Below are 26,186 nucleotides of genomic sequence, written 5' to 3' on the forward strand. Positions count from 1 at the left end.
CGGCGTCCGGACGGGTCCGGCACCCTTCGGGGGCCGATCATCGGCGACGCTACTCCAGTGCATTTGAGGAAGGCGTGCAGAGCCGGTGGGCCGGAACCGGTGCGTCACGGGCTGGTGATATCGTCACGGGCCGTTCCGCGCATGCCGGGTCTGCCATCCGATGGGTACCTACGCACTCGGTTCCGTGTTCGCCCCGGCCTCGGTGGCCCTGGTCGGCGGCAGCCCGCGGGAGCGCTCCCTGGGCCGGCTGGTGCTGGGGCAGATCGTCGAAGGTGGCTTCCCCGGGCGCGTGGGCGTGGTCAATGCGCGCTACCCGGCGATCGCCGGCGTCGACTCCTCGCCGCGGCTGGACGCGCTCGGCTTCGCGCCGGAGCTGGTCATCATCGCCACGCCGCCGTCCAAGGTCGCGAAGGTGGCGGCCGCCGCCGCCGATGCCGGCGCGCGCGCGGTCATCGTGCTGACGCGCGGCATGGGCGAGGGCCCCGGTTCGCACAATGCCGCGCTGGCGGCGGTCGCGCGCGAGCGCGGCCTGCGCGTGGTCGGGCCCAACTGCCTGGGCGTGATCGCGCCGCATTCGAAGCTCTACGCGAGCTTCGCGGCGCACCGGCCGCCGCCGGGCGACATCGCCCTGGTGTCGCAGTCGGGGGCGGTGGGCGCGGCGATGATCGAATGGGCGCATGCGCGCGGGGCCGGCTTTTCCGCGGTGGTGTCGCTGGGCGATGCGGTCGACGTCGACTTCGCCGACCTGCTCGACTGGTTTGCCGTCGACCGCCACACCCGCGCGATCCTGCTCTACCTCGAACACGTGCGCGATGCGCGCAAATTCCTGTCGGCCGCGCGCGCAGCGGCGCGCGGCAAGCCGGTGGTGGTGGTGCGGCCGGGCCGCCACCTGCGCCGGGCGCCGCCGCACGCAAGCCATGCCGCCGCGCTAGCCACGCCGGACGATGTCTATGACGCCGCCTTCCGCCGCGCCGGCCTGCTGCGCGTGCGCGCGCTGGACGAGATGTTCGCCGCGGCGGAGACGCTCTCGCACCTGGGCAGCGTGCCCGGCAGGCGCCTGGCGGTGCTGACCAATGGCGCCGGCACAGGCCTGCTCGCGCTCGACCGGCTGCAGGACCTCGGCGGCGAGCCGGCCACGCTTTCGGCGACGACCGTCCAGCGCCTGGACGCCGCGCTCGAACGCGGTTGGTCGCGCAGCAATCCGGTGGACCTGCTTGGCGATGCCGACGGCGCGCGCTACGCCGCGGGCCTGGAGGCGCTGCTCGACGACCCGGGCAACGACGCCATCCTCGCGGTCAACGTGCCGACCGTGCTGTCGGCGCCGCGGGAGACCGCGGAAGCCACGGTCGCCGTGCTCAGGGCGCGGCCGCGCGGCGCCGCGCGCAAGCCCGTGCTGGCGCTGTGGCTGGGCGATGACGACGGCGCCGCCGGCCTGCTGGGCGATGCCGGCGTGCCGACCTACGCCAGCGAGGCCGAGGGCGTGCGCGGCTTCATGTACCTGGTCCGCCATCGCGAAGCCCAGGCGGCGCTGATGGAGACGCCGCCGAGCCTGCCCGACGACTTCACCTTCGATCGTGCCACCGCCCAGGCGTTGGTGGACGCGGCGCTTGCCGGGGGCCGCGAATGGCTGGACCCCGCCGACACCGCGCGCCTGCTGGCCGCCTACGGCATCGACCTCGCCACGCCCGTGCAGGCCGCCGATGCCGACGCCGCCGCGGCCCTGGCCGCACCGATGCTCGCCGATGGCGGCACGGTCGCGGTCAAGGTGCTGTCGCCCGACATCACACACAAGTCGGACGTCGATGGCGTGCGCCTGCACCTGGGCAGCGCCGATGCCGTGCGCGAGGCCACCGCCGACATCATCGAGCGCGCGCGCCGGCTGCGGCCCGACGCCCGCATCGACGGCGTCAGCGTGCACCCGATGGTGCTGCGCGCGAAGGCGCGCGAAGTGATCGCCGGCATCGCCGACGACCCGGTGTTCGGCCCGGTGGTGGTGTTCGGCCGCGGCGGCACCGCGGTCGAGCTGATCGACGACAAGGCGCTGGCGCTGCCACCGCTGGACCTGCGCCTTGCGCATGAGCTGATCGGCCGCACGCGCGTTTCCCGCATCCTGCGCGCCTACCGCGACGTGCCCGCCGCCGACGAGCGCGCGCTCGCGCTGGTGCTGGTGAAGCTCGCGCAGCTGGCCGCCGATATCCCGGAGCTGCGCGACATCGACATCAATCCGCTGCTGGTCGATGCCGGCGGCGCGGTGGCGGTGGATGCGCGGATCGCGGTGGCGCCGTCCACGCGCCTGCACCGCGGCCGCGGCCACCCGCGCTTCGCGGTGTTCCCGTACCCGACCGAGCTCGAGCGCACGCTCACGCTGTCCAACGGCCGCCAGGCCCTGCTGCGTCCGGTGCGGCCGGAAGACGACGCGATGTTCCGCCGTTTTTTCGCGCAGGTCAGCGCCGAGGACCTGCGGCTGCGCTTCTTCCGCGCGGTGCGCGACTTCAGCCATGACTTCATCGCCCGCCTGGTGCAGCTGGACTACGCGCGCTCGATGGCCCTGGTGGCGACCGACGCCGCCAGCGGCGAGATGCTGGGCGCGGTGCGCCTGCTGGCCGACCCGGACTTCAAGCGCGGCGAGTACGGGATCATGGTGCGCTCCGACCTCAAGGGCGCGGGGCTGGGCTGGCGCCTGATGGAGGAAATGATCGGCGTCGCGCGCTGGATGGGCCTGGAGATGATCGAGGGCCAGGTGCTGCGCGAGAACAGCACCATGCTGTCGATGTGCCGGCACCTGGGTTTCCGGGTGGTGCCGGATCCGGACGACGCCACCCTGCTGCTGGTGACCCTGCCGGTAGAGGCCTCCGAGCTCAGGTAGGAGGCGCGAGGCAGGAGCGCCCTTGCAGGATCGGCTATAGCCGCTCGCACAGGTCTTTTGGCTGCTCCCACAGGGTCCTTTGGCCGCGGCTGCGGGATAATGAGGGCATGCGCAAGATCCTGCACATCGACATGGACGCCTTCTATGCGTCGGTGGAGCAGCGGGACGATCCCGGCCTCCGCGGCCGCCCGGTGGTGGTGGCCTGGCGCGGGGCGCGCTCGGTGGTCTGCGCGGCGTCCTACGAGGCGCGCGTGTTCGGCGTGCGCTCGGCGATGCCCGCGGTGCGTGCCGAGCGCTTGTGCCCGGATGCGGTGTTCGTGCCGCCGGATTTCGCGCGCTACAAGGAGGCGTCGAAGCAGGTGCGCGCGATCTTCCTGCGCCACACCGACCTGGTGCAGCCGCTGTCGCTGGACGAGGCCTACCTCGACGTCACCGCGCCGAAGGTCGCTTCGCCCAGCGCCACCGAGAGCGCGCGCATGATCCGCGCCGAGATCCGCGAGGCGACCGCGCTCACCGCCTCGGCCGGCATCGCGCCGAACAAGTTCCTGGCCAAGATCGCCTCGGACTGGAACAAGCCCGACGGCCAGTTCGTGGTCAAGCCGTCCCAGGTCGAGGCCTTCCTGACGCCGCTGCCGGTGGCCAAGATTCCCGGCGTGGGCAAGGTGATGGAACGGAAACTCGCCGACATCGGCGTGGCCACGGTCGGCGACCTGCGGGCGTTCGCACTCGATGACCTGCAGCGGCGCTTCGGCAGCTTCGGCGCCAGCCTGTACCGGCGCGCGCGCGGCATCGACGAGCGTCCGGTCGAGCCCAACCAGCCGGTGCAGTCGATTTCCAGCGAAGACACCTTCGCCGCCGACCTGCGCCTGGACGAGCTGGATGATGCGATCCGCGCCATCGCCGCCAAGGCCTGGGCCGCAACGCGCAAGACCGAGCGTGTCGGCCGCACCGTGGTGCTCAAGCTCAAGACCGCGCAGTTCCGCATCATCACGCGCAGCTTCACGCCCGATGCCCCGCCCGCCACGGAGGCCGAATTCATCGCGATCGCGTTCGCCCTGCGCGACCGCGTGCAGCTGCCGCCCTCCACCCTGTATCGGCTGGTCGGCGTAGGCCTTGCGGGTTTCCGTGACCGCGAAGAAGCGCGGCTGCAGGCGACGCTGTTCCCGGAGGACGCGCTCGCCGTCGACTGACGGCATGCAGCGGGTGGATGGCGTCGCAGCGCCGTTGACCGCGGCGCGATGTAGGCTTGGGGGACTGGCGCCGGCATCGTGCGCGGCGCGGAGATGACATGGTGTTTCCCTGGAAGCTGGTGCTGTTCGACCTCGACGGCACGCTGGTGGACTCGGCGGCCGATATCGCCGAGGCGGTCAACCGCACCTTGGAAGAACTCGGCCATGCGCGCGAGGACGAAGCCACCGTGCGCGCGTGGATCGGCCTGGGCACGCACGTGCTGCTCGACAGCGCGCTGCGCCACGCTGGCAGCGATGCCGATGTCGACGCGGTGATGCCGCGGCTGATGTTCCATTACGAAGCGTGCCTGCTGCTGCACGCGCGCCTGTATCCGGGCACCACGGAGACGCTGGCTGCGCTGGCGGATGCCGGCGTGGCGATGTCCATGGCCACCAACAAGCCCGAGCGCATGGCGCGCGTGCTGATCGAGGCGATGGGCATCGATCGCTGGTTCACCCACGTCGTCGGCGGCGACACCCTGGCCGAGCGCAAGCCGAGCGCGATGCCCCTGCTGCACCTGGCGGCGCTGCACGGCGCGGCCGCGGCGGACACGCTGATGGTGGGCGATTCCGAAGCCGATGCCGGCGCCGCGAAGGCGGCCGGCATGGACCTGGTACTGCTGCGGCATGGGTATCCGCGCGATTTCGACCTTGAAAGGGCGGGAGCCGTCGCCGTTCTGGACGACCTGGCGGCCCTGGCCGGCCTGCGCACCCGCCGCTGACCCTCCTGTACCGCTGACCCTCCAGCAGGAGAGCTGGAGCTGCGACCGCCAGATCATCGCCACCGGGTCGCGGCTATGGCCGCGACCACGAAAGCAAGGGGCCTGCGGGTCACCGGGCTGGCTGGTACCTCAGCGTCAGCCCGTACTCCCGCCCCGGCTGGTAGTACCACGCGATCGTTTCGTACTCGCGGTCGAACACATTGCTGGCCCGCGCCTGCAGCGTCCATTCGTCGTTGATCGCGTACTCCACACGAAGGTCCATCGTGCCGTAGCCCGGCAGGCGGATGAAGTTGGCGGCGTCGTCGTAGCGCGCGCCGCTGCCGAAGCCGGTCACGCCCACGCGGAAGGCGCCGAACGCGCGGTCCACGTCAACGCGCGCGGTGTTGCGCGAGCGACGCTGCAGCCAGTTGTCGTGGTTGGTGCCGGCGCTGCGGTTGCGCGGGTCGATGTGGCTGATCTCGGCGTTGATGTCCCAGCCGGCCAGCGACACGAAGCCGGTCAGCTCGGCACCGCGGATGCGCGCTTCCTCGACGTTGAGCAGGGCGAAGTCCAGGTCGTAGCCGATCAGTTCGTCGATGTCGGTCCGGAAGGCGTTGAAGGTCCAGTTCCAGCCCTCGCCGAACTGCGCGATGCCGAGGTTCAGCGTTTGCGATTCCTCGGGCTCGAGGTCCGGGTTGCCAAAGGCGCCGGGGTAGTAGAGGTCGTTGAAGGTGGGCACCTTGAAGCCGGTGCCGGCGCTGGCGGTGAAGCGGAAGCCGTTGCCGAACTTCAGGCCGTAGCCGAGGCTGCCGGTGGAATGACCGCCGAACTGCTCGTTGTCGTCATGGCGCGCGCTGGCTTCGAGGCTGTGCGCGCCGAAGCTGCCCTGCCAGGCCAGGAACAGACCCGTGTTGTCCCGGTCCTTGACGGTGAAGTCGGTGCTGCTGGTGACCTTGTCGCGCAGCCAGTCGACGCCGGCGCTGAGCAGATGGTCTTCGGCGACGGCGAAGTCGCCCTGCACCGAGGCGGTGTCGCGGCGGGTGTCGAAGGTGCTGGCAAACGTCCGCGTGCCGTTGGCGTGGTCGTGGAAATGGTTGTCCGACTTGTCGTCGGCGCGGCCGATCCGGACGTTGACGTCGGTGCGCTGGCTTGGGCGCCAGCCCAGGCGGCCGCCGAAGACCTGCTGCCGGGTGTCGGCCTCGTTGCCGCCAAAGATGCTGCCGTCGTACTCGTTGAAGGCGTCGGCGACCAGCACGTGGCCCTCCAGCTCGACGGTCTCGCCGACCTTGCCGCCGCCGCGCACGCTCGCCGAGGTATTGCGGTAGCCGTCGCGGTCGGGCTCGTCGGCGAAGCAGCCGGCGCCCCAGCCTTCGGCGGTGCCGCGGCAGGAATCGATGCCGTCGGTGCGCTGCCAGGCGCCCTGGGCCTGGAACCAGCCGCGTTCGCCGTTGCTGCCGATGCCGGCGCTGGCCTGGCGCAGGCTGTTGCTGCCCACCCCCAGGCTGAAGTTGGAGCGCAGGCCTTCGCCTTCAGCGGAGCGGCGGGTGAAGATCTGTATCACGCCGCCGATGGCCTCGGAGCCGTACAGGCTCGAACGCGGGCCGCGCACGATCTCGACGCGCTCGATCTGGTCCAGCGGCAGGTCCTGGAACGCGGCCATGCCGGATGTCGCCGAGCCGATGCGCACACCGTCGATCATCACCAGCACATGATCGGACTCGGTGCCGCGCAGGAACACCGATGACAGCTTGCCGGGGCCGCCCTGGTTGGCGAGGTTGATGCCGGCGCGTCCGCGCAGCAGGTCGACCAGCGACGTCGCCTGGCTGCGCTCGATCACCGCGCGGTCGATCACCTGCACCGGCACATTGCTGTCCTCGGCGTTGATCGCGGTGCGGGTGGCGGTGACGATGAGGGTGTCGAGGTCGGTGGCCTGTGCCGCGCCGCTGGCCGCGGCGGCCGGGGACAGGGCGAGCGCCACTGCGAGGGAAAGGAGCTGGTATTGCGGCTTCATCGGTATCTCCATGCATCGCGCACGCCCGCGCGACAGGGTCGTTGGGAGTCGCGTCCGGGGAGATGTGACGGTAGGCCGACGTGGGGAGACACGGCGCACTGCCGCCGCCACGCCCTCCGCGTCGCAACCAGTCATCTTCCTGGCCGGTCTCCGGACTCGCGGGCGGAGCGATGCAGCCGCTCCAGCCCCGGCGCCTTCCCGTGCGATGCACAGTGGCGGATTGCCGGGGTGTTCCACGCTTACCGTTGCGGGGGCAGCGCCGGAGTGCTTCGTCGGCCATGCGGCTGGCGGAAGGTCACCGGCTTCCCGTTTCAACCCTTGGGGGAATCCCCGCAGGTCACCAGAAAGTGGCGGCAGTCTAAGGCATCCACGGCACCCGCGCCAAAGCGATGCGCCCGCCCGGCACGGCAGCGCGCCGATAGAATGGGCTCTCTTCAACGTCGATACGGAACCCGATGAGCGCATCGTGGTGGAATCAGGGCTGCGCCTCGCCGTCGCCGGAGCATGCGGCCCGCGCGGAGGCCAGGCAGCGCTGCCTGACCAAGCCGCCGGGCGCCCTTGGCAGGCTGGAAACGCTGGCCGTCGAACTCGCCGCCCTGCAGGCGACCGACCGCCCGCGCGCCGCACGTGTGCCGGTGCTGCTGTTCGCCGGCGACCACGGCGTGGTCGCGCAGGGCGTGTCGGCCTATCCGGCCGAGGTCACCGTGCAGATGCTGGCGAATTTCGCCGCAGGCGGCGCCGCGATCGCGGTGCTGGCGCGCGAGCTCGGCCTGCCGCTGCACCTGCGCGACGTGGGAACGCTGGCCGAAGGCCCCTTGCCCGGGGCCACCGTCGACAAGCCCTGCCGCGGCACCCGCGACCTGAGCGTGGACGCGGCGATGGATGATGCAGGCGTCACGCACGCCCTGGGCGCCGGCCGTCGCGCAGTGGACGAGTCCGGCAGCGGCGCGGACCTGCTCCTGCTGGGCGAGATGGGCATCGGCAACACCACCGCAGCCAGCGCGCTGGCCTGCGCCCTGGCCGCGCTGCCGGTGGCGGATCTGGTTGGTGCCGGCACCGGCCTGGACGACGCGCGCATCGCGCACAAGCAGGCCGTGGTCGAACGCGCCCTGGCCCTGCACGGCGCCGCGATCGTCGCCGCGCCGCAGCCGCCGCTCGAGGCGCTGCGCCGCGTTGGCGGGCTGGAGATCGTGGCCATGGCGGGCGCGATGGTGGCTGCCGCACAGCGCGGGATCCCGGTGCTGGTCGATGGTTTCATCGTCTCGGTCGCGGCGCTGGCCGCGGTGCGGCTCAACCCGGGCGTGCGCGACTGGCTGCTGTTCTCGCACTGTTCGGCCGAACGCGGTCACGGGCATGTGCTCGACACGCTGGGTGCGACGCCACTGCTGCGGCTCGACCTGCGCCTGGGCGAAGGCTCGGGCGCGGCGCTTGCGCTGCCGCTGCTGCGCCTGGCCTGCGCTCTGCACAACGACATGGCCACGTTCGATGAGGCGGCCGTGGCCGGGGCGACGCCGGCGTGATCGTCGACTTCGTTCGCCATGCCGATACCGGCCGCCGCGGCCACATGGACGGCCGCAGCGATCCACCGCTGTGCCCGGGCGCCGTCGATGCGCCCTGCCTGCGCCACGCCGGCATCCACTGGACGCGGGCGATCAGCTCCCCGCTGCGCCGCGCGCACGACACTGCGCTGGCGCTCGCCCGGCCGCTGGACCTGGCGGTGCAGACGGTCGTGCAGTGGGCCGAATTCGACTTCGGCGACTGGGACGGGCAGCGCGGCGACGCGCTGCGGGCCAACGCGCTCGCCGCCTTCCACGCCGATCCGCGACGCAACCCACCGCCCGGCGGCGAGCGCTGGGAGCTGTTCGAACACCGTATCGCCGCCGCCCTGCAGGCCCTGCTCGCCGATGCCGGTGACAGCGACGGCCCGGTGCTCGTGGTCAGCCACGGCGGCGCGCTGCGCATGGCGCTGTCGCAGGCCTGCGGGCTGCCGCTGGCGGCGCTGTGGGCGCTGCGCATTGATTACGGCACGCGCCTGCGCGTGCGCGTGGAGGCCGGCGAAGATGGTCTGCCTTGGGGTGAACTGATCGAGCTCGCGCAACCATGAGCCTGCGCCGCCTGATCCTCGCCTTCCAGTTCCTCACCCGGATCCCGACGCCGCAGGTGAAGGACTTCCGCGATGACGACCTCACGCATTCGGCCGTCTACCACCCCGTGGTCGGCATCGCGATCGGGCTGCTGCTGGCTCTGCCACTGTGGGCATTGGACGACCGCCCGTGGCTGGCGGCGGTGCTGGCGCTGGCGCTGTGGGCCTGGGTCACCGGCGCCCTGCACCTGGACGGCATGAGCGACGTCGCCGACGCCATGGGTGCCGCGCATCGCGACCCCGGTCGCTTCCTCGAAGTGCTCAAGGATCCGCATATCGGCGTGTTCGGCGCGGTCATGCTGGTCATGCAGCTGCTGCTTAAGCTGGTGCTGCTGGCGGAACTTGCGGGTTCGGCCTGGTGGTACGGCATCGTCCTGCTGCCGGCCTGGGCGCGCTGGGGCACGCTGTGGTGGAGCCGGCGCCTGCCGCCGATCCAGCAGGCGGGCATGGCCGAGCGCTTCTCGTGGAAGCTGGGGATGCGTGCGGTGTGGCTGTGGGCCGCGGTGCTGACGGCAGCAAGCGTGTTCGTTGCGCCGCCGCTGCTGGTGGCGCTGGCGCTGGTGCCGCTGATCGGCGTCTACTGGAAGCGCCGCTTGGGTGGCATCTCCGGCGACTGCCTGGGCGCCAGCATCGAAGCCATGGAGACGCTGCTGTTGCTGGCGCTGGTGCTGGCGGCGGGAGTGCCCGGACTGCCCCGCCTGTTCGGCCTGTAGGAGCAGCTATGGCTGCTCCCACAAAGGCGCTCCTACAAAAGCGTCCCGGCACGGGGCGGCTCAGCTGGCGTCGTCATCCTGCATGATCGTGGTGGTCACCGGGCCCGCCGGCGGGCGGTTGCGCGGCGGCGGCAGTTCGGCGATCGCGGCCTCGGCGGCGGCGACCAGCTCGACGCGGCGCTCGTTGGGCACGTCCTGCCAATGGCAGTCGCAGAGCGCGCCCTCAAGCGAATACAGCAGGTTGAGGCTGGGCTTGAAGCCTGCGCGCTTGATGCGCATGAACGCCTCCAGCGGCCCCGCTTCGATGAGGTCTTCCGGCGTCCTCAGGCCCACCTGGCGCAGCCATGCGGCCGACTTCGGGCCGATGTTGCGCATCTTGAGCGGTTGCGCGCTCATGTCCCCAGCGATTCCACGTACACGCCTGCGATCTCCTCGAGTCCCCTCTGGTCTTCAACGTCGAACCGGGCCGGAACCGGACTGTCGAGGTCGAACACGCCGACCAGCGCGCCGGCGTGGAACAGCGGAACCACCAGTTCCGAACGCGATGCGGCGTCGCAGGCGATGTGGTCCGCGATCGCGTTGACGTCCTCGATGCGTTGGGTTTCGCCGGTGCGCGCGGCGGCGCCGCAGACGCCGCGGTCGAGCGGGATGCGCACGCAGGCGGGTTGGCCCTGGAACGGGCCGACCACAAGCTCGGTGCCGTCGAAGAAGTAGAAGCCGACCCAGTTGAGCTCCGGCAGCGCGTGGTAGACCAGCGCCGAGAGGTTGGCCGCGTTGGCGATGCGGTCGCGCTCGCCATGGAGGAGGGCGCGCGCCTGGGCGGCGAGCTGGGCGTACTGCTGCGGCTTGTCGCCGCTTAGACTCTGCGTGGTGAACATGAGTCCAAGTGTAGCGCGGGGCGTGCTGGTGACCGGCACCGACACCGGCGTCGGCAAGAGCGTGGCGAGCGTGGCCTTGCTGCATGCGCTGCGCGCGCGCGGGCTGCGCGCGGTGGGCATGAAGCCGGTGGCGGCGGGCTGCGAGGCGACGGCGCAGGGCGCGTGCAACGAAGATGCGCTGGCCCTGCAGGCCGCCAGCATTCCCGTGCCCGCGTACGCCGACGTCAATCCGTGGGCGCTGCCCGAAGCCACCGCGCCGCAGCTCGCGGCCCGCGCCGCCGGCATCGAGGTCTCCATGCCGCCCGTGCTGGCGGCGTACGCACGGCTCGCGGCGGGTGCCGACGCGGTGGTGGTGGAAGGCGCCGGCGGCTGGCTGTCGCCGCTTGCCGACGGCATCGAGCATGCCGATCTCGCCCGTGCGCTGCGGCTGCCGGTGCTGCTGGTGGTGGGCCTGCGCCTTGGCTGCCTCAGCCACGCCCGGCTCAGCGCCCGCGCGATCGCCGCCGACGGCTGCCGCCTGCTGGGCTGGGTGGGCTGCGCGGTCGACCCGGCGTTCGAGCGCCGCGATGACTACCTGGGGCTGCTGGACGCCGCGCTGCCGGTGCCCCGCCTGGGCGTGGTCGCCCATGCCGGACCAGCCGTGGATCCCGCTGCGCTGGCGGCGGACCTCGGGGCGGCCGCGCGCGCCGTCGCCGGTGGCGGGACGGCGCCGTAACGGGCGCCGGGGCCGTATCCACGGGCTGGCCACGGGGCGTTCACATCGTTTCGTCACGCGGACTGCACCATGTGCGCGTCGGCGCTCCCTGACTTCAGGCACGGCGCGAGCGCCCCCGGCGGCGTCATACTTGCCGACCTGTTTCGCCATTCATCCCGAGAGGCACCCATGCGGCGCATCCTGATTGCATCCTTCCTGACCGTGACGCTGGCCGCATGCGGCGGCGAACAGGAGGCCCAGCAGCCGCCCCCGCCCGAGCTCGGAGTCATCTCCGTACAGCCGTCCAACGAGCCCCTGCGACGCGACCTGGTCGGGCGCCTCGCGGCCTACCGCAGCGCCGACGTGCGCGCCCGGGTACCCGGCGTGATCCAGCGCCGCGTCTACCAGGAAGGCAGCGACGTCGAAAAAGGCCAGGTGTTGTTCGAGATCGACCCGGCGCCGCTGCGCGCGGCTGCCGGTGAGGCGCAGGCCGCGCTCGCCCAGGCGCGCGCCAACCAGGCGAATGCGCGCGCCTTCGCTACGCGCGCGCGCAGCCTTGCGCCGGAGCGCTTCATCTCGCAGTCCGACCTCGACAACGCGCTCGCCGCCGAGCGCAGCGCCAACGCCGCCGTGCAGGCCGCGCAGTCGGCGGTCGACAGCGCCAGCATCAACCTCGGCTACGCCACCGTGCGCGCGCCGATCTCCGGCCGCGCGGGCAAGCAGCAGGTCACCGAAGGCGCGCTGGTCGGCCAAGGCGCGGCGACGCTGCTGACCACCGTCGACCAGATCGACCCGCTGTACGTGAACTTCAGCATGGGCGCCGGCGAACTCGACGAAGTGCGCGGCATGCAGCTTGATCGCGAGGGTCCGGTGGCCGTGCAGGTGCTGCTGCCGGGCGGCAGCGTCTACGAGCACGCCGGCGAGCTCGACTTCTCGGGCGACGTCGTCGACCCGGAAACCGGCGCCGTGTCGCTGCGGGCTACGCTGCCCAATCCCGACCGCCGCCTGCTGCCGGGCACCTACGTGACCCTGGTGGCCACGCTGGGCGTGCAGCACGGCGTGTTCACCGTGCCCCAGGCCGCGGTGCAGCGCGATACCACCGGCCCCTATGTGATGGTCGTGGGTGCCGACGACATCGTGGTCCGCAAGGACATCACCACCGCGCGCGCCGAGGCCGGCAGCTGGATCGTCAGCGAAGGCCTGGCCACGGGTGACCGCGTGGTGGTGTCCGGGCTGCAGCGCGCGCAGGCGGGGCAGCCTGCCACCGCCACGCCGTGGCAGCCGTCCGCGGCGCCTGGCGCTCCCGGCGCCGCGCCGGCCGGGCAGGGCGCCGCGCCTCCGTCGGCCCCGGCCGCTTCGCCGGAACCGGCCGAAGGCCATCCCGACGCGGCCACGCCCGCAGGCGATGACACCGCCGCCGACGCCGCCGCGCAGGGCTGACCCCGATGCCTCGTTTCTTCATCGACCATCCGGTCTTCGCCTGGGTCATCTCCATCCTGATCGCGCTTTCGGGCGTGATCGCGCTGCTCAACATGGGCGTGGAGTCCTATCCCAACGTCGCGCCGCCCCAGGTCACCGTGGGTGCAAGCTATCCCGGCGCCGACGCCGCCACCACCGAGCGCGCGGTCACCCAGGTGATCGAGCAGCAGCTCACCGGCATCGACAACCTGCTGTACTTCAGTTCGAGCTCAAGCTCGTCCGGCCGCGCCAGCATCACCCTGACCTTCCAGACCGGCACCGACGCCGACATCGCCCAGGTGCAGGTGCAAAACAAGGTCGCCCTGGCCACGCCGCGCCTGCCGACCGAGGTCACCCAGCAGGGCGTGGTGGTGGCCAAGGCCAATGCCGGGTTCCTGATGGTGGTGGGGCTGCGTTCGTCGACGCCGTCGTTCGACCGCAACGCGCTCAACAACCTGATCGGCGCCAGCGTGCTGGAGCAGATCGCGCGCGTGCCCGGCGTCGGCAGCACCCAGCAGTTCGGCTCCGAGTACGCCATGAACATCTGGCTCAACCCGGACAGGATGCAGGGCTACGGCCTGTCGGCCACCCAGGTGCTGGCGGCGGTGCGCGGCCAGAACGTGCAGTTCGCCGCCGGATCGATCGGCGCCGACCCGGCACCCGAGGGCCAGGGCTTCACCGCCACGGTCTCGGCCGAGGGCCGCTTCGCCACCCCCGAGCAGTTCGGCGACATCATCCTGCGCGCGGATGCCGAAGGCAGCACCGTGCGCCTGAAAGACGTGGCGCGGATCGAGATCGGCGCCCAGGGCTACGGCTTCGACAGCAAGTTCAACGGCCAGCCCACGGGCGCATTCGCGATCCAGCTGCTGCCCGGCGCCAACGCGCTCACCGTGGCCGAGGGCGTGACCTCGCGCATGGACGAGCTGCAGGGCAGCTTCCCGCAGGGCGTGGAGTGGTTCAGCCCGTTCGACAGCACCACCTTCGTCACCATCTCGATCAAGGAAGTGGTGAAGAGCCTCATCGAGGCGATGGTGCTGGTGTTCCTGGTGATGCTGATCTTCCTGCAGAACCTGCGCGCAACCATCATCCCGACGTTGGTGATCCCGGTGGCGCTGCTGGGCACGTTCCTGGGCCTGAGCATGATCGGCTTCACCATCAACCAGCTGACGCTGTTCGCGATGGTGTTGGCGATCGGCATCGTGGTGGACGACGCGATCGTGGTGATCGAGAACGTCGAGCGGATCATGGCCGAAGAGCACCTGCCGCCGCGCGAGGCCACGATCAAGGCCATGGACCAGATCACCGGCGCCGTGGTCGCGATCACCGTGGTGCTGGCGGCGGTGTTCATCCCAAGCGCCTTGCAGGGCGGAGCCTCGGGCGAGATCTACAAGCAGTTCGCGATCACGATCGCCGTGGCGATGGGCTTCTCCGCGTTCCTGGCGCTGGGCTTCACCCCGGCGCTGTGCGCGACGTTCCTGAAGCAACACGAGAAGCCCGACCCCGACGCGCCCGACGGCGGCAAGCGCCAGAACGTGGTCTACCGCACCTTCAACAAGTACTACGACCGCATCGCGGCCACCTATGTGCGCCACATCAGCGGTGCGGTGCGCCACGCGCCGCGCTGGATGCTGGTGTTCGCCGCGCTGACCGTGCTCGCCGGCGTGCTGCTCACGCGCCTGCCGGGCAGCTTCTTGCCGGAAGAAGACCAGGGCTATGCCATGGCCATCGTGCAGCTGCCGCCGGGCTCGACCCTGCAGCGCACGCAGGCGGTGTTCGAAGACGTGCGCACCACGCTGGAACAGGTGCCCGGCTACGAAGGCATGATGCAGATCGCCGGCTTCAGCTTCGTCGGCCAGGGCGAGAACGTCGGCATGGCGTTCATCAAGCTCACCGACTGGGGCGAGCGCGACGGCACGGTGCAGGACTTCATCCAGGAGGCCAACGGCGCGCTGTACGGCATCCGCGACGCGCAGATTTTCGTGGTCAACCTGCCCACGGTGCAGGGCCTGGGACAGTTCGGCGGCTTCGACATGTACCTGCAGGACCGCGCCGGCCTTGGACGCGAGGCGCTGACGGCCGCGCGCAACCAGCTGCTGGGCGCGGCGGCGCAGGATCCATCGCTGACCGCGGTGCGGCCCAACACGCTCGAGGACGCGGCGCAGCTCAAGCTCACCGTCGACCGCGTGCAGGCGCAGGCCATGGGGCTGTCGGTCAACGACATCTACAGCGCGATCCAGTTGATGCTGGCGCCGGTGTACGTCAACGACTACTTCGCCGACGGCCGCGTGAAGCGCGTCAACATGCGCGCCGATGCGCCCTACCGCACCGACCCCGGTTCGCTGTCGCGCTTCTACACGCCGGCAGCGCCGAACGCCGACGGCACGCCCAACATGATCCCGCTGATGAACGTGGTCGACGCCGAGTGGACCATGAGCACGCCCTCGCTGACCCGCTACAACGGCTATTCGGCGGTGAACATCGTCGGTTCCCAGGCGCCGGGCCACAGCTCCGGCGAGGCCATGGGCGCCATGGAGCGGATCGTCGACGAAGAGCTGCCCGCGGGCTTCGGCTACGACTGGGCGGGCATGTCCTACCAGGAGATCATCGCCGGCAATACCGCGACCCTGCTGCTGGTGCTTTCGGTGGTGGTGGTGTTCCTGTGCCTTGCCGCGCTCTACGAGAGCTGGTCGATCCCGGTGGCGGTGCTGCTGGCGGTGCCGCTGGGCATCCTCGGCGCGGTGGTGTTCACGATGCTGCGGCCGGGGCTGTCCAACGACATCTTCTTCAAGATCGGCATGGTCACGGTGATCGGCCTGGCGGCCAAGAACGCGATCCTGATCATCGAGTTCGCGGTGCTTGAGCGCGCCGCCGGAAAGAGTCTGCGCGAGGCGGTGATCGAGGCCGCGCGCATGCGCTTCCGCCCGATCCTGATGACGTCCTTCGCCTTCATCATGGGCGTGACGCCGCTGGCGCTGTCCAGCGGCGCCGGCGCCAACGCGCGCCATGCGCTGGGCACGGGCGTGATCGGCGGCATGCTGTTCGCGACCTTCCTCGGCCTGCTGCTGATCCCGGTGTTCTTCGTCAGCGTGCGCCGCCTGCTGGGCGAGCGGCTGGATGATGTGCCGCCGGCCGCGAAGGCGGATGGTGGGCGCGCGATGCCGCCAGACGCGGGCTGATGCACGGAGGGGGCCGGATCTTTTCCGGCCCTTTTTCTGGCTTTTCTCATTGGTGCGGGATCGCGCTTCGTGCTGGTTCCGTCTTGACTTCCCGTCAGCAGGCATCGCGCCGCAGTTCGGAAAAGTGTCGGCTGCTGGCGTGGACCTCAGCCGGCGCTGTGTCCCGCGAGCGTCATGCCTGGCTCGCCGTGCCAGTAGCCGTTGCGCGCGCCGAGCGCGGGCAGCGGGCCGGAGGCCCCGCGCGCGGCGTCGAAGCGTTCGATGATGTCGCGCGTGCCCTCGGCCTGCGGATAGATCCGCAGTAGATCGACGCCGAGCTCGGCCAGGGCAGGCAGCTCGGGCCCGAGGTCGGTGGTCTCCTCGCCCTGCACCTGGATGCCGTTGATGCGCAGGAAGGCCTTGCCCTCGCGAGTGGCCAGCGGCATGCCGTCGGGATAGTCGATGCAGCGGAAGCCGCACTGGTCCTTGGGCAGGTCGAGCGCGCGCGCGGTGAAGCAGCGCGCCGAGAACGACAGCGGCAGCCGGCCCCAGGCGATCACCTCGAGCTCCGGCATGGCGTGGCCGTCGGCCTGCATGCCGTCGCGCAGCTCTTCGATCAGCTGCCGGCCCTGCTCGACGCCGGGCACCCAGCGGCGCAGACCGTCTTCGACCAGCGTCGCCATCGCCTTGTGGTTGTAGACGTTCAGCGTTGGGCCGGCGACGAAGGGCAGGCCGGCGACGCGGCACAGCTGTACGGCCGAGAGGTCGTTGGCCTCGAGCCAGAAGCGGCCGTGGTCGACCTGGCGCTGCAGCACGCCCAGCTCGGACTCGGCTTCGATCAGGGACAGGCTGGACAGCACGACGGACTTGCCGGCGTCGGCGAGTTCTTCGGCCAGCGCGAGCCAGTCGACGGTGCGCATCTCGCGGCGCTTGCTGCACACGGTCTCGCCCAGGTAGACGACGTCGACCGGCCAGCCGGCGACTTCGCGATAGAAGGCCAGGGTGGTCGCGCGCGGCCAGAAGTACTGCAGCGGGCCGAGGCTCAGCTTCATGCGGGTGGTCCTTTCGGCGCCGGGCACGTCAGTGCCAGGAGCGGTGGTAGGGGCCGAGCGTGGTCTGATGGCCCTCGGCGTGGGCGGACAGCTCACGCTGCCATCCGGGCTGGACGGTCCATGCGGCGGGGTCGGCGCGATGACGGTCGATGGCTGCGCGCCAGGTGCGGGTGACCGAGGCCACGTAGGCCGCGCCGCGCTGGCGCCCTTCGATCTTCAGCGCCACCACGCCGGCCTGCGCCAGCCGTGGCAGCAGCTCCAGGGTGTTGAGGCTGGTTGGTTCCTCAAGCGCATGGAAGATTTCGCCGCCAACGTCGAAGCGGCCCTTGCACACGGTCGGATAGCCGGCGGGCTCCGCGGGCTGGAAGCGGTCGATCAGTACGTCGTTGAGGCGCGCGGTGCGGCTGCCGTCGTCGAATTCGTCCCAGCGCACGAACTTCGCCGGCGAGCACACGCCGTGGCGGTTGGGCGAGGCGCCGGTGACGTAGCTCGAGAGCTGGCAGCGGCCCTCGACCATGATGCACAGGCTGCCGAAGGCGAACACCTCGATCGCGACGGGCGCGCGCTCACACAGGCGCTCGACCTGCTGGATCGACAGCACCCGTGGCAGCACCGCGCGGCTGATGCCGAAGCGCTCGAAGGCGTAGCGCAGTGCCGGCTCGGTGGTGGCCGAACCCTGTACCGAGAGGTGGCGCGGCATGCCGGGGTGCGTGCGCGCGGCGTAGTCGAGCACCGACATCTCGGCGGCGATGATCGCGTCGCAGCCGAGTTCGGCGGCCTTGTCGACGGCCGCATGCCACTGCGCCAGGCGCGCGCTGTCGGGATAGGTGTTGAGCGCCAGGTACACCCTGGTGCCCTTGGCGTGCGCGTAGCGGATGCCGGCGCGCAGTTCGTCGTCGCTGAAGTTCAGTCCGGGGAAGGCGCGGGCGTTGGTCTGGTCGCGGAGGCCGGCGTAGACGGCGTTGGCACCGGCGTCGACCGCCGCCTGCAGGGCCGGCAGGTTGCCGGCGGGACAGACCAGTTGCATGCGCTGCTCCAGCGTCGATGAATGGGCTATCGTCGGCGCCGTGGCACGCCAGCGTCCTTGACCTGGATCAGGTCGGCGCGGATAGCTGCACAGCCCAGGCGCACACCCGCACCTGCGCCCCGCGCATGCGCCATTATCGTGTCGGTGGCGTCGCGGCCATCACTCCGCTCCAGAGGGCGTCCACGCGCCGTTCCACCTCCGCGTCCGGCACGATCGGCCGGCTCCACTCGCGGCTGGTCTCGCCGGGCAGCTTGTTGGTGGCGTCGATTCCCAGCTTCGAGCCGACACCTGCCACCGGGCTTGCGAAGTCGAGGTAGTCGATCGGCGTGTTCTCCACCAGCATCGTGTCGCGCGCCGGGTCCACGCGCGTGGACACCGCCCACACGACCTGCGACCAGTCGCGCACGTCGATGTCGTCATCGGTGACGATCACGAACTTGGTGTAGGTGAATTGCCGCAGGTAGGACCAGACGGCCATCATGATCCGGCGCGCGTGCCCCGGGTACTGCTTGCGGATCGAGACCACGGCGATGCGGTAGGAGCAGGCCTCCGGCGGCAGGTGGAAGTCGACGATCTCCGGGAACACCTTGCGCAGGATGGGCACGAACAGTTCGTTGAGCGCCAGCGCCAGGACGGAGGGTTCATCGAAGGGCGCGCGGCCCATGTAGCTGCCTTGGTAGATGGCATCGCGGCGCAGGCGCATGCGTTCGATGCGCATCACCGGGAAGTGCGCGGCAGCGTTGTAGTAGCCGGTGTGGTCGCCGAACGGACCCTCGAGCGCGGTCTCGCCCGGGTGGATTACGCCTTCGATCACGATTTCGGCGCCCGACGGCGCGTCCAGCCCCGTGCGTTCGCTGCGCCATGTGCGCGTACGCTGCCCGCGCAGCAGGCCGGCGAACTCGTATTCCGACAGCGTGTCCGGCACCGGTGCCACGGCGGCCAGCGTGGTTGCGGGATCTACGCCGATGGCGACCAACACCGGGAAGGGTTCGCCCGGGCGATCGGCGCACCAGTCGGCGAAGTCGAGCGCGCCGCCGCGGTGCGGCAGCCAGCGCATGATCACGCGGTCCGGGCCGATCACCTGCATGCGGTAGATGCCGATGTTCTGCCGCGGCTTGCGGGTGCCGCGGGTGACCACCAGGCCCAAGGTGATCAGGCGCGCGGCGTCGCCGGGCCAGCAGTGCTGGATCGGCAGGCGGGACAGGTCGATGCCGTCGCCCTCCAGGACCTCCTCGTTGAATGCGGCGTCGCGCACCGACTGCGGCGCCACCAGGGCCAGCTGCGCGAGCTCCGGCCAGGTCGACAGCGCCTGCTTCAGGCTCGACGGCCAGCGCGGCTCCTTGATCGCCGCCAGCAGCTCGCCGAGTTCACGCAGCGAGGCCAAGGGACGCCCGGCCAGCGCGGCTTCGATGCGCGTGCGGTGGCCGAACAGGTTGCCCAGCAGCGCATGGCGCGCGCCGACCGGCCGTTGCATCAGCAGCGCCGGGCCGTCTTCGCGCAGGGCGCGCAGGCACAGCGCGGTCGACTCCAGCACCGGATCGACGGGGGCGACGACGCGCCGCAGCTGGCCGTCGCGCTCCAGTCGCGACAGGAACGAGCGCAGGTCGTGGAAGGCCAAGCGGAGTCCCCGGGGATGGTCGAGGGCGACAGGGTCGCGTCCGGGGCGGGGTTGCGCCCTGATCCGGGTCAAGCCACATGCCGTCCGGGGCAGGGTGCCGCCAGGTCGCCCGTGGTTGATCCAGGTCAGCGACGGGGCGGGTGGCGGGTGGTCTGCTGGCGGCCGGATCCCGGGGATGCATGCAGGGGCTTGGACATGAAGGTGGACGCTTCGCTCGCGCGCATGCGCCTGGCGATCGGCGGCATTGACCACGCGCTGGTGCTGCTGTTCGGCGCACGCGCGCGCTTCGCCGTACGCGCGGGCCGCTGCAAGGCGCGCGCCGGGCGTCCGCTCTCCGATCCACAGCGCGAAGCCCGCGTGCGGCGCCGCGTCGAGGCGCTCGCGCGCCGGATCGGCCTGCCGGCATCGACCGCCGACGGACTCATCGCGCTGGCCATCGCCGACGCTCGCCGCGCCCAGGGCATTGACCTTGATCCGGCCATCGCAACCATCGCGACAGTCGCGACAGTCGCAGCCCTCCCGCCAATCGCGGCACCCACATCACACGCCCCGTCCCTCGGAAGCCGCCACGCCATGCACAGCATCCCCCTTCCTCCCCAGGCCACCAGCACGCTCCTGCGCCTGGTGCCTCCGCCCCGACGCTGGGCGCCGCTGTTGCGCGCGCTGCCGCCGCGGCTGCAGCAGCGGCTGCTCGAACGCGCCATGGCCGCGGTGCTGGCCGCGCCGATGGCGGACGGCAGCCTCGCCTTCATGGAGGGACGCCGGCTGGGCATCGACGTGACCGACCTCGACCTGCACTGGGTGGTGGCGCTGCGCGATGGCCGCCTGCACGCGAGCGAGGGCGCGCCAGAGGCCAGCGTTGGCGGCACCGCGACCGACCTGCTGCTGCTTGCCAGCCGGCTCGAGGATGCCGACACCCTGTTCTTCCAGCGCCGCCTGGTGCTGACCGGCGACGTCGAGCTCGGATTGACCGCGCGCAACACGCTCGAGCGCCTGCCCTGGGAATCGGTGCCGCTGGCGCTGCGTATCGGGCTCAACCGCGGTGCGCGGCTGGCGCGCGCGGCCCGAAGCGCGCGCACCGGCCAGGGAGACGCGGCATGAGCGCGCTGCCGGCCGCTGCAGTCCCGCGCTGGCGCGACAGCCTGGAGCAGGAATACGCGCCGCTGGTGGAAACGCTTGAACGCCTGATCCCCTGCATGGGCGACGGCGACGGCGGCGGGGCCGGTGCGCACGGTCGCGGGCCCGGACGTGGCCTTGGCTGAAGCCCGCGATCTCGCCGGCCCGCAGGCAGGCATGAAAAAACCCGGCAGCCAAGGCTGCCGGGTCGGTTGAAACAGGCATCGCGCGGGAGAGAGGGGCGCGCGATGCCCGATCCCGTCGCCGGGACCGCTGTGACGCCTTTGCTTACTTGCGCTTGCCGGCGGCGGCCTTGGTGGCGCCCTGGACGGCTTCCTGCGCCTGCGCGGCGGCCGACTCGACCTGGCCCTTGGTGATCTGGGCAATGGCCTCGTTGGTGGCCACGGTCTGGCCGAAGACTTCCTGGCTGGCGCTGACCGAACGCTCGGCGCTCTCGCGGGCAACCTGCACGCCCTTCGGCCACACGGCCTTCAGGCCGTCGAAGTCACGGACCTCGGCCAGCTCGCCCCAGAAGGCGAACGCGGCGTTGGTGTTCTGCTCGATGGTCGACAGCTGCAGGCCAATGGCCTTCTCGGCGCTGGACAGCGCGATGCGGTTGACCTGGGCGGCGGTGTCGGCGAACTGGCGCGCGGCGGCGGTGAACTGCTCGTTGGTGTTCTGGTACATGGCGGGTTTCCTGCTGTGGATCCGGCAGGGAGTGCCGGTTTGTGCGTTGCAGCATAAGCCAGCCTATGTTGCGGTGCAACAACCGCTCGTCGGCACGTTCAGGTTCGGGGCCAAAAGCCTTTGTGGGAGCGGCTAAAGCCGCGAATGCCACCAATCGCGGCTGTAGCCGCTCCCATTGGCCGCACTGGGCGTCATCCCCGGTAACGGCATCCGGAGGTGCAGGTTTCGTGCACCACGACCTCGGACAGCTGCGGCAGCACCGGCTGCAGGCGCTCCCAGATCCACACCGCCAGCCGCTCGCTGGTCGGGTTCTCCAAGCCCTCGATCCCGTTGAGGTAATGGTGGTCGAGCTGCTCGTACAGCGGCCGGAACGCTGCCTTGATGTCGGCGAAGTCCATCACCCAGCCCGACTCCGCGCCTGGCTCGCCGGACACATGCAGTTCGATCCGGAACGAATGGCCGTGCAGGCGCGCGCACTTGTGGCCCTCGGGGACGTTGGGCAGCCGGTGCGCGGCCTCGAGGGTGAAGATCTTGAAGATGTCCATGGCGGCGATTCTACGCGGCGCCGCCATGGTCGGGCACGCGCACCGCGCCTTCCATCAGCACCCGCGCGCTGCGGCTCATGATGGCCCGGGCAACCGTCCAGCGGCCGTCCACCTCGCGCGCCTCGGCGCCCACGCGCAGCGTGCCGGAAGGGTGGCCGAAACGCACCGCCTCGCGCCCGCCGCCGCCCGCGGCCAGGTTCACCAGGGTGCCCGGGATTGCCGCCGCGGTGCCGATGGCCACCGCGCAGGTGCCCATCATCGCGTGGTGCAGCTTGCCCATGGACAGTGCGCGCACATTGAGGTCGATGTCGGACGCGACGATGGCCTTGCCGCTGGAGGCGACGTAGCCTGCGGCCGGCGATACGAAGGCGACCTTGGGCGTGTGCTGGCGCGTGGCGGCGCCGGCGATGTCGTCGATCAGTCCCATCCGCAGGGCGCCGTGGGCGCGGATGGTTTCGAACATGGCCAGCGCCTTTGCATCGCCGTTGATCGCGTCCTGCAGCTCGGTGCCGGAGTAGCCGATGTCTGCGGCGTTGACGAAGACGGTGGGGATGCCGACGTTGATCATCGTCGCCCTGAGCGTGCCGACGCCGGGGACCACCAGGTCATCGACCAGGTTGCCGGTGGGGAACATTGCGCCGCCGTCGTCGTCGCTGTCATCGGACGGGTCCATGAACTCCAGCACGATCTCCGCCGCCGGGAAGGTCACACCGTCGAGCTCGAAGTCGCCGGTCTCCTGCACCTCGCCATTGGCGATCGGCACGTGCACGACGATGGTCTTGCCGATGTTCGCCTGCCACACCCGTACGGCGAAAGTTCCATTCTCAGGCAGGCGCGCAGGGTCGATGAAACCGTTGGCGATCGCGAACGGGCCGACCGCGGTGCTGAGGTTGCCGCAGTTGCCCGACCAGTCGACGAAGGCGGTGTCGATGGAGACCTGGCCGTAGAGGTAGTCGACGTCGTGGCCGGGCTGCGTGGCGGGGCCGATGATCACGCACTTGCTGGTGGACGAGGTTGCCCCGCCCATGCCATCGGTGTGCTTGGCGTAGGGATCGGGCGAGCCTATGACGCGCATCAGCAGCGCGTCGCGCGTGGGGCCGGGAACGCGGGCGGCTTCGGGCAGGTCTTCGAGGCGAAAGAACACCCCCTTCGAGGTGCCGCCGCGCATGTAGGTGGCGGGGATTTTCAGCTGGGGAGCGTGGGGTTTTGGCTGATAGGACATTGCGTCAGTGCCGGAAAGTACAAAGCGCAATTGTTCCATGGAACCCGGGTAGCATCCGGGCGATGCCGCCGCCGAGGCGCTGGATGTCAGCCGGAGGGTGCTGGCCTATTACCGCAGCGGAGCCAAGCCGATTCCGCGTACGGTCGAATTGGCGATGCTTGGATGGGAAGTGATGCGCACCGGCGGAGCCGGACGCGCGTTCGAGTACGGGCAGGCGGCGTAAGTCGGAGCTCGCGTCCGCCCCTTGGACATCAAGCGCCGTCCGGGATCTCCGGTTCCACCAGCTTCGCCAGCAGCTCCAGCGACTCCTGCCGGCCCTGATAGCAGTAGTCCACCGGAATGGCGTCGGGGGTGCCAGCCTGTTTTCGTCTCGCTGGGTCACCCTGTAGTGATCGTGCCTCGGGCATGTTGCGCCGATAGCGGCCCTGCCGCGATGCATCCCAGCCGCCCTACGCGTCCGCAGTGGACGCCAGGAAATCCTGCGCAAATCGCTGCAGCACGCCGCCGGCTTCGTAGATCAGCACTTCTTCGTCCGAATCCAGGCGGCAGGTCACCGGGATGCCGGTGCTGCTTCCGTCCGTGCGATTGATCACCAGCGTCAGCGTGGCGCCAGGCGCGCGTATGCCGGTGACGTCGAAGGTCTCGGTGCCGTCGATGCCCAGGGTCTCGCGGGTGGTGCCGGCCTCGAACTCCAGCGGCAGCACGCCCATGCCGATCAGGTTGGTGCGGTGGATGCGCTCGAAGCCTTCGGCCGCGATTACTTCCACGCCGGCCAGGCGCACGCCCTTGGCGGCCCAGTCGCGGCTGGAACCCTGGCCGTAGTCGGCGCCGGCGATGATGATCAGCGGCTGGCGGCGTTCCATGTAGGTTTCGATCGCTTCCCACATGCGCGTGACCTTGCCCTCGGGCTCGATGCGCGCCAGCGAACCCTGGCGCACGCTGCCGTCGTCGTTGCGCACCATCTCGTTGAGCAGCTTCGGATTGGCGAAGGTCGCGCGCTGCGCGGTCAGGTGGTCGCCGCGGTGGGTGGCGTAGGAATTGAAGTCCTCTTCGGGCAGGCCCATTTTCGACAGATACTCGCCGGCGGCGCTCGAAGCCATGATCGCGTTGGACGGCGAGAGGTGGTCGGTGGTGATGTTGTCACCGAGCACCGCCAGCGGGCGCATGCCCTTCATGCTGCGTTCGCCGGCCAGAGCGCCCTCCCAGTAGGGCGGGCGGCGGATATAGGTCGACATCGGGCGCCAGTCGTACAGCGGCTCCACGCGCGTGCCGTCGTCCACGGCGATGCGGAACATCGGCTCGTACACGCGGCGGAACTGCTCCGGCTTGACGCTGGCCTTGACCACCGCGTCGATCTCTTCGTCGCTGGGCCAGATGTCCTTGAGCGTGACCGGATGGCCGTCGGCGTCGATGCCGAGCACGTCCTTCTCGATATCGAAGCGCACGGTGCCGGCAATGGCATAGGCGATCACCAGCGGCGGCGAGGCCAGGAAGGCCTGCTTCGCGTACGGGTGGATGCGGCCGTCGAAGTTGCGGTTGCCCGACAGCACGGCCACCGCGTACAGGTCGCGATCGATCACTTCCTGCTGGATCACCGGATCCAGCGCGCCGGACATGCCGTTGCAGGTGGTGCAGGCGAAGCCGACGATGCCGAAGCCGAGCTGTTCAAGCTCGGGCAGCAGCTTCGCTTCCTCCAGGTACAGCTGCACCGCGCGCGAGCCGGGGGCCAGCGAGGTCTTCACCCATGGCTTGCGGGTCAATCCGCGCGCGTTGGCGTTGCGCGCCAGCAGCGCGGCGGCGATCACGTTGCGCGGGTTCGACGTATTGGTGCAGCTGGTGATGGCGGCGATGATCACCGCGCCGTCGGGCAGCAGGCCCTCGGCCTCCTGCGCGCGCGCGCCGGCCAGGTCGCCGGCGATGCCGCGCTCGGCCAGGTCGCTGGTCGCCAGGCGGCGGTGTGGGTTGGACGGGCCGGCCATGTTGCGGACCACGCTGGACAGGTCGAAGTGCAGCGTCCGCGGATACTGCGCGTTGGCGAGATCCGAAGCCCACAGGCCGGCGGCCTTCGCGTACGTCTCCACCAGGGCCACCTGCTCGTCTTCGCGGCCGGTGAGGCGCAGGTAGTCGAGGGTGTTGTCATCGATGAAGAACATCGCCGCGGTCGCGCCATATTCCGGCGCCATGTTGGAAATGGTGGCGCGGTCGCCGATGGTCAGCGCCGCGGCGCCTTCGCCGCGGAACTCCAGGTAGGCGCCCACGACCTTCTGCTGGCGCAGGAATTCGGTCAACGCCAGCACCACGTCGGTGGCGGTGATCCCGGGCTGCGGCCTGCCGGACAGCTCCACGCCGATCATCTCGGGTGTGCGCATCCACGAGGCGCGGCCGAGCATCACGCTCTCGGCCTCCAGTCCGCCGACGCCGATCGCGATCACGCCCAGCGCATCGACGTGCGGGGTATGGCTGTCGGTGCCCACGCAGGTATCCGGAAATGCGACGCCGTCGTCGACGTAAACCACCGGCGACATTTTCTCCAGATTGATCTGGTGCATGATCCCGTTGCCCGGGGGAATCACGTCGACGTTGCGAAAAGCCTTTTTGGTCCAGTCGATGAAATGGAAGCGGTCGGCGTTGCGCCGGTCCTCGATTTCACGGTTGCGGGTGAAGGCGTCGGGATCGAAACCGCCGCATTCCACCGCCAGTGAGTGGTCGACGATCAGCTGCACAGGCACCACCGGATTCACCTGCGCCGGGTCGCCGCCGGCATCGGCAATGGCGTCGCGCAGGCCGGCAAGGTCGACCAGCGCGGTCTGGCCGAGGATGTCGTGGCAGACCACGCGGGCCGGGAACCACGGGAAATCCAGGTCGCGGCGGCGTTCGACCAGCTGGACGAGATAATCGTCAATGCGCGCGGGGTCGGCGCGGCGGACGATGTTTTCGGCGTGGACGCGCGCGGTATAGGGCAGGGCGTCCCAGGCACCGGGCTGCAGCGCCTCCACGGCTTCACGGGCGTCGAACCAGTCGAGCGAGGTTCCGGGGAGGGGCTTGCGATGCTTGCGGTCGGTCATGGGAAA

The 26,186-nt window shown here is 70.6% G+C and carries 21 protein-coding genes and 1 riboswitch; of the genes, 11 read left to right on the forward strand and 10 right to left on the reverse strand.

The annotated features are described in order from the left end of the window. Window positions 1-160 precede the first annotated feature (160 nt). The 3 genes from ACW7G5_RS00655 to gph all read left to right on the forward strand — a co-directional run bounded on the left by ACW7G5_RS00655 (window position 161) and on the right by gph (window position 4,817). The gene (locus ACW7G5_RS00655) at window positions 161-2,866 is read left to right on the forward strand and encodes a bifunctional acetate--CoA ligase family protein/GNAT family N-acetyltransferase (RefSeq protein WP_457000933.1); all 2,706 of its coding nucleotides are present in this window, start codon (window positions 161-163) and stop codon (window positions 2,864-2,866) included. A gap of 107 nt (window positions 2,867-2,973) precedes the next feature. Continuing rightward, entirely contained in the window at window positions 2,974-4,056 is a 1,083-nt protein-coding gene (gene dinB, locus ACW7G5_RS00660) for a DNA polymerase IV (RefSeq protein WP_457000935.1), read from the forward strand. A 101-nt stretch (window positions 4,057-4,157) separates the two neighbouring features. Continuing rightward, a complete protein-coding gene (gene gph, locus ACW7G5_RS00665) occupies window positions 4,158-4,817 on the forward strand; it encodes a phosphoglycolate phosphatase (RefSeq protein ID WP_457002792.1) in 660 nt (219 codons plus the stop codon). A gap of 109 nt (window positions 4,818-4,926) precedes the next feature. Here gph and btuB read toward each other — a convergent pair whose 3' ends face one another. After that, window positions 4,927-6,807, reverse strand: a complete 1,881-nt coding sequence (gene btuB, locus ACW7G5_RS00670) for a TonB-dependent vitamin B12 receptor (protein WP_457000937.1) — start codon at window positions 6,805-6,807, stop codon at window positions 4,927-4,929. A gap of 124 nt (window positions 6,808-6,931) precedes the next feature. Beyond that, window positions 6,932-7,167: riboswitch (cobalamin riboswitch) on the reverse strand. Between the two features lie 95 nt (window positions 7,168-7,262). Between btuB and cobT the strand changes: the two genes are divergently transcribed. Genes cobT through cobS form a run of 3 tightly spaced genes read left to right on the forward strand, consistent with a single transcriptional unit; the run spans window position 7,263 to window position 9,663 of the window. Further along, window positions 7,263-8,327 (forward strand): nicotinate-nucleotide--dimethylbenzimidazole phosphoribosyltransferase, encoded by a 1,065-nt coding sequence (cobT, locus tag ACW7G5_RS00675; RefSeq protein WP_457000938.1) that lies wholly within the window; start codon window positions 7,263-7,265, stop codon window positions 8,325-8,327. After that, the gene (locus tag ACW7G5_RS00680) at window positions 8,324-8,911 is read left to right on the forward strand and encodes a histidine phosphatase family protein (RefSeq protein ID WP_457000940.1); all 588 of its coding nucleotides are present in this window, start codon (window positions 8,324-8,326) and stop codon (window positions 8,909-8,911) included. The genes cobT and ACW7G5_RS00680 overlap by 4 nt, the downstream gene beginning before the upstream one ends. Next, a complete protein-coding gene (cobS, locus tag ACW7G5_RS00685; protein ID WP_457000941.1) occupies window positions 8,908-9,663 on the forward strand; it encodes an adenosylcobinamide-GDP ribazoletransferase in 756 nt (251 codons plus the stop codon). The genes ACW7G5_RS00680 and cobS overlap by 4 nt, the downstream gene beginning before the upstream one ends. Before the next feature lie 60 nt (window positions 9,664-9,723). Here the strand turns inward: cobS and ACW7G5_RS00690 are convergent, their stop codons facing one another. Further along, entirely contained in the window at window positions 9,724-10,059 is a 336-nt protein-coding gene (locus tag ACW7G5_RS00690) for a TfoX/Sxy family protein (protein ID WP_457000943.1), read from the reverse strand. Further along, on the reverse strand, window positions 10,056-10,541 hold the full coding sequence (locus ACW7G5_RS00695; RefSeq protein ID WP_457000944.1) for a GAF domain-containing protein: 486 nt from the start codon (window positions 10,539-10,541) through the stop codon (window positions 10,056-10,058). Before ACW7G5_RS00695 ends, ACW7G5_RS00690 begins: the two co-directional genes overlap by 4 nt. On the opposite strand from ACW7G5_RS00695, the gene bioD reads away from it, so the two are divergent. The 3 genes from bioD (at window position 10,534) to ACW7G5_RS00710 (ending at window position 15,869) form a co-directional block, all read left to right on the forward strand. Further along, the gene (bioD, locus tag ACW7G5_RS00700; RefSeq protein ID WP_457000946.1) at window positions 10,534-11,256 is read left to right on the forward strand and encodes a dethiobiotin synthase; all 723 of its coding nucleotides are present in this window, start codon (window positions 10,534-10,536) and stop codon (window positions 11,254-11,256) included. The genes ACW7G5_RS00695 and bioD overlap by 8 nt on opposite strands. Before the next feature lie 168 nt (window positions 11,257-11,424). Continuing rightward, the gene (locus tag ACW7G5_RS00705) at window positions 11,425-12,675 is read left to right on the forward strand and encodes an efflux RND transporter periplasmic adaptor subunit (protein WP_457000948.1); all 1,251 of its coding nucleotides are present in this window, start codon (window positions 11,425-11,427) and stop codon (window positions 12,673-12,675) included. Window positions 12,676-12,680: 5 nt separating this feature from the next. After that, complete coding sequence (locus ACW7G5_RS00710; protein WP_457000950.1) at window positions 12,681-15,869, forward strand: multidrug efflux RND transporter permease subunit; 3,189 nt, start codon at window positions 12,681-12,683, stop codon at window positions 15,867-15,869. 146 nt (window positions 15,870-16,015) lie between these two features. On the opposite strand, the gene ACW7G5_RS00715 is transcribed toward ACW7G5_RS00710, so the two are convergent. The 3 genes from ACW7G5_RS00715 to ACW7G5_RS00725 form a co-directional block, all read right to left on the reverse strand. After that, window positions 16,016-16,900 (reverse strand): U32 family peptidase, encoded by an 885-nt coding sequence (locus ACW7G5_RS00715; RefSeq protein WP_457000951.1) that lies wholly within the window; start codon window positions 16,898-16,900, stop codon window positions 16,016-16,018. Window positions 16,901-16,928: 28 nt separating this feature from the next. Continuing rightward, window positions 16,929-17,927 (reverse strand): ubiquinone anaerobic biosynthesis protein UbiU, encoded by a 999-nt coding sequence (gene ubiU / locus ACW7G5_RS00720; RefSeq protein WP_457000953.1) that lies wholly within the window; start codon window positions 17,925-17,927, stop codon window positions 16,929-16,931. A 133-nt stretch (window positions 17,928-18,060) separates the two neighbouring features. After that, the gene (locus ACW7G5_RS00725; RefSeq protein ID WP_457000954.1) at window positions 18,061-19,545 is read right to left on the reverse strand and encodes a UbiD family decarboxylase; all 1,485 of its coding nucleotides are present in this window, start codon (window positions 19,543-19,545) and stop codon (window positions 18,061-18,063) included. A gap of 195 nt (window positions 19,546-19,740) precedes the next feature. Here ACW7G5_RS00725 and ubiT point away from each other — a divergent pair, with 195 nt between their 5' ends. Both ubiT and ACW7G5_RS00735 read left to right on the forward strand, forming a co-directional pair. Then, a complete protein-coding gene (ubiT, locus tag ACW7G5_RS00730) occupies window positions 19,741-20,646 on the forward strand; it encodes a ubiquinone anaerobic biosynthesis accessory factor UbiT (RefSeq protein WP_457000956.1) in 906 nt (301 codons plus the stop codon). Further along, window positions 20,643-20,807, forward strand: coding sequence for a hypothetical protein (locus tag ACW7G5_RS00735; protein ID WP_457000957.1), 165 nt, complete (start codon window positions 20,643-20,645; stop codon window positions 20,805-20,807). Before ubiT ends, ACW7G5_RS00735 begins: the two co-directional genes overlap by 4 nt. A 142-nt stretch (window positions 20,808-20,949) precedes the next feature. Here ACW7G5_RS00735 and ACW7G5_RS00740 read toward each other — a convergent pair whose 3' ends face one another. The 4 genes from ACW7G5_RS00740 to acnD form a co-directional block, all read right to left on the reverse strand. Further along, window positions 20,950-21,348 carry a phasin family protein gene (locus ACW7G5_RS00740; protein WP_457000959.1) on the reverse strand — a complete coding sequence of 133 codons (399 nt, stop codon included), beginning with the start codon at window positions 21,346-21,348 and terminating at the stop codon, window positions 20,950-20,952. 191 nt (window positions 21,349-21,539) lie between these two features. Then, window positions 21,540-21,893 carry a 6-carboxytetrahydropterin synthase QueD gene (queD, locus tag ACW7G5_RS00745; protein WP_457000961.1) on the reverse strand — a complete coding sequence of 118 codons (354 nt, stop codon included), beginning with the start codon at window positions 21,891-21,893 and terminating at the stop codon, window positions 21,540-21,542. 10 nt (window positions 21,894-21,903) lie between these two features. After that, entirely contained in the window at window positions 21,904-23,115 is a 1,212-nt protein-coding gene (prpF, locus tag ACW7G5_RS00750) for a 2-methylaconitate cis-trans isomerase PrpF (RefSeq protein WP_457000963.1), read from the reverse strand. A 449-nt stretch (window positions 23,116-23,564) separates the two neighbouring features. Further along, window positions 23,565-26,180, reverse strand: coding sequence for a Fe/S-dependent 2-methylisocitrate dehydratase AcnD (gene acnD / locus ACW7G5_RS00755; RefSeq protein WP_457000965.1), 2,616 nt, complete (start codon window positions 26,178-26,180; stop codon window positions 23,565-23,567). Window positions 26,181-26,186: the final 6 nt, after the last annotated feature.

Source organism: Luteimonas sp. A501, assembly GCF_054052085.1.